3 protein-coding genes and 1 pseudogene are annotated in these 3,338 nt (G+C 65.5%); all 4 read right to left on the bottom strand.

Features of this window, described 5'->3' with window-relative positions; genetic code table 11:
* Positions 1-75: pseudogene (locus tag AC2VOP_RS15935) on the bottom strand (type VII secretion protein EsxI); the annotation flags it as partial.
* A 23-nt stretch (positions 76-98) separates the two neighbouring features.
* Positions 99-395, bottom strand: coding sequence for a WXG100 family type VII secretion target (locus tag AC2VOP_RS15930; RefSeq protein ID WP_486961887.1), 297 nt, complete (start codon positions 393-395; stop codon positions 99-101).
* Positions 396-556: 161 nt separating this feature from the next.
* Positions 557-856: a PE family protein gene (locus AC2VOP_RS15925; RefSeq protein ID WP_486961886.1), complete on the bottom strand. Its 300-nt coding sequence runs from the start codon at positions 854-856 to the stop codon at positions 557-559.
* 170 nt (positions 857-1,026) lie between these two features.
* A partial coding sequence (gene eccCb, locus AC2VOP_RS15920) for a type VII secretion protein EccCb (protein ID WP_486961885.1) occupies positions 1,027-3,338 on the bottom strand: 2,312 nt, incomplete at its 5' end.

Here is a 3,338-nt window from a genome sequence, read left to right as displayed (position 1 = left end):
CTCCAACGACGCCGCCTGCGCACGAATCAACGCACCGTGGGCATCGACGTCACCGAACTGGTAATTGATCGACATCCTAAGTCTCCTTTCGCTCTCCGCTAGCTCGACAGGATCTGCTGGGAAGCAGCCTCTTGCTGCTCATAGTTGTTCGCGTCGCGGATCAAACCGTCACGCACCCCGTGCAACATATTCACGATGTTGCGAAACGCCGTCTGCATCTGCCCCATCGTGTCGTAGGAGGTCCGCTCGGCAAGACCACCCCACCCCGCACCGGAGATATTCTCCGACGACGCCATCATCTTGCGGGCCTCGTCCTCCACGGTCTGAGCGTGCACGTCGAAACGGCCCGCCATCGACCGCATCGCATCCGGATCAGTCATAAAACGCGTAGGCATATCAGTGTCTCCTTAACTGAAAACCATCGATGGTGGCCGGTCATTTGGCCGGTTCTTGTCGCTGGTTCTTGTCGCTGGTTCTTGTCGCTGGTGTATAGCTGCGGGTTATGCCATAGCGTACCGGCCGATCGGTCTGAAATGCATAAAAGCTCCTAACCTGCTCAACTCGTCGCGGCCACGTTGGCGGCCTCGGTGGCCGCATACGAGCCCGCACTGCTGTTCAGAGTGGCCACGAACATCTCGTGGATGGCTGCAGCCTGCGCGCTGATCTGCTGATACATCTGCGCGTGCGCTGCGAACTGTGCAGCGGTCAGCGCCGACACCTCATCGGCCGCAGGCGGCAACACTCCGGTGGTCGGGGCGGCCGCAGCCGCGTTCTGGGCGCTCAGCGCCGACCCGATACCGCTGAGATTGGCGGCCGCAGCAGACAGCGCCTCCGGTTGTGCGGTCACGAACGACATTGGGGTTCCTCCTCATGCTCGCCTTTTGACAGTCGCTCCGGAACGAAAGCATAGATGCCCGCTCCGGTCGACGCCGCCTACAACGCCAACTGTTCACCCGCTGGCAACAATTATTCACCTAGCCCTCGGAACTGGTAACACTGCGACGGTCCGGCTGTTTCGGCAAGAGCTCATCCCGCTGGACTGGCGGCGCGCTCGCGGGCCGGCGCCTCGCGCAACTCGGTGGCCGCAACCTGGACGAACACACCGGTGTCCTCGGCCATCAGCAGCCCGCGCCCGCGGGGCAGCGGGCCGCCCTTCATCTTGCCGCGGATGAAACCCTCGTCCGGGTCCGCATCCATCACCAGCAGCGGCGCATTGGCCTGGTGCAGGGCCCGCAGCAGCGGATCGCTGCCCGCTGACGACCAGCCACCGAAAGTGCGGGTGGCGATCACGTGCAACCCCACATCCGCCGACCGGGTCACCCAGGGTGCGGCCTTCTGGAACGGCGAGTCGAAGCCCGGCGGGAACTGCTGGGCATCGTCGATGATCAAGAAAATCTCCGGCCCGGTCCACCAGGCATGCGCCAGCAGCTCCTCCGCCGACAGGCCGGGGGGCGGCTCGCGTCCGGCCAGCGTGGTCGCCAACTCGCTGATCAACGCGACCACGCCGTCCATGTTGTAAGCAAACTTCTCCACGTAGTCAGGCCCCAGTGTGGTCAGTAGCTGACGGCGCGGATCGACCAGCCACACTTGTGCGGACGGGTCTGACGTTTCCGGCGCGGTGCTGGCGCCGGGGGCATAAACCCGCTCGATCTCACGCATGATGGTGGCCAACGTCGTGGTCCGCCCACACTCGCGTCGTCCAGTCACCATCAGGTGGCCGTTCTCGGCGAAGTTCAGATACACCGGCCGTAAATCCAGCTCCGATATGGCCCAGGCGATCCCGCCGACGCCCACTCCCTCGCGCTGGTCTGCCGCTGCGACCGCCCGGACCTCCTCCAGCCCGAACCGCGCCGGAAGCCTACGCACCGGACGGACCCGACCCACCGCCACCTGGCTTACGGCAGCGGCCACGCTGTCGGACTCGAATATCCCTTCTGGAGCGTCGCTCATCGCCGGCCGGGCGATCAGGGTGTGCAAGCCCGCCTGCGGATCGCTGTCCAGCCGCACATAGTTCACCGCGACCATGCCCCGGCCCGGCTTGGCCGGGACGTCCTTGGCGAACCGGGACCGCACCAACTTGGCGTCCTCCACCGCCGCCAACCGCAGCTCCACCCGGGATCCGAAACCGCTGCGCACCGGAGGTCGCAGCTCGGACTCACGGTCGGCGGTGACGATCACGTGCACCCCGAAGGACGGCCCCTGATTGATGATCTGGTTGACCTGCTCGACGAGCACCTCGTTGTCCTCGGACAGCGCCCGGTAGTTGTCGATCACGAGGTAGACATCGCCGAAGCCGTCGTTGGGCACTTGCCCGGGCGCGCCTTCGAACTTGCGACGCCGGAATACCGCCATCGAAGCCACGTCGTGCTCGAGGAAGCTGCGTTTGCGTCCCCTCATCAGCGCCAGCAATTCGGCTACTGTGCGGCGCACGCCGTCCGGGTCGGTGGACCCGCAGACGCTGCCCACGTGCGGCAGCCCGGACACGGTGGTCAGTGCGGTACCGCTGTAGGCCAGACAGTAGAACTGGATCTGTTCCGGGGTGTGGATCAACGCGGCCGAGCAGATCAGCGTCTGCAGCGCCGTGGTCTTGCCCGACCCCCCGGCGCCCAGGATCAGCACGTTCGAACCGGGGCCGGAGGTGTCCACGGTCCACGGCGGCTGGTCGTGCTTGAACGGCCGGTCGATGATGCCGATCGGGAATACCAGGTCCTTGCGAGTGCCGTAGTCCTGTTGCCAGGGATGGCCTAGATAGCGGTTCACCAACTCCTCGACGGCTATCGGCACGTCCAGTGGCGGCTGCCACAACCGATAGGGCTCGAAGTCGATGCGGCGCAGCTGGTCGATGATCACCGTGCCGACCTTCGGTATCCGGATCGCGTCTTCCTCCTCCCGGTTCTCTTCGGTCTCTTGGGTCTCTTGAGCCGCCTCGGCGGAGCCGTCCGGCTGGACGCTGGCCGCACTGCCCGGTACGGCCTCCTCGGCCGCCTCGATCTGGGCCGCGACCCCGCTCACCTCTCGCGGGGTGAAGGCGGTGGTGAACAGTTGCGGCGCGATGTAGTCGGCGGCATGCACCATCGGCAGCTGTTCGTCGTCGAACAGCCCGCCGCGGCGGTAGTCGCGCCACAGGAACTCCGCCTGGAATCGGATGATTTCCTCACCGCTCTTGCGGAAATAACCCAACCCGGCCTGGCTCGGCAGATTCACCGCATTCGGCACGCCGGCGGCCTGCGCCGCGCCGGCGGTCTGCGCCTTGAGCACCAACCGGTAGCCCATGTTCTCCATCAGCTTCTCGGCACGGCTTTCGATGGTTTGCGACGCCATCATCAGGTGCACCCAGT

The organism is Mycobacterium sp. TH-M106, assembly GCF_057473765.1.
This window is presented reverse-complemented; position numbering and strand designations above follow the sequence as displayed.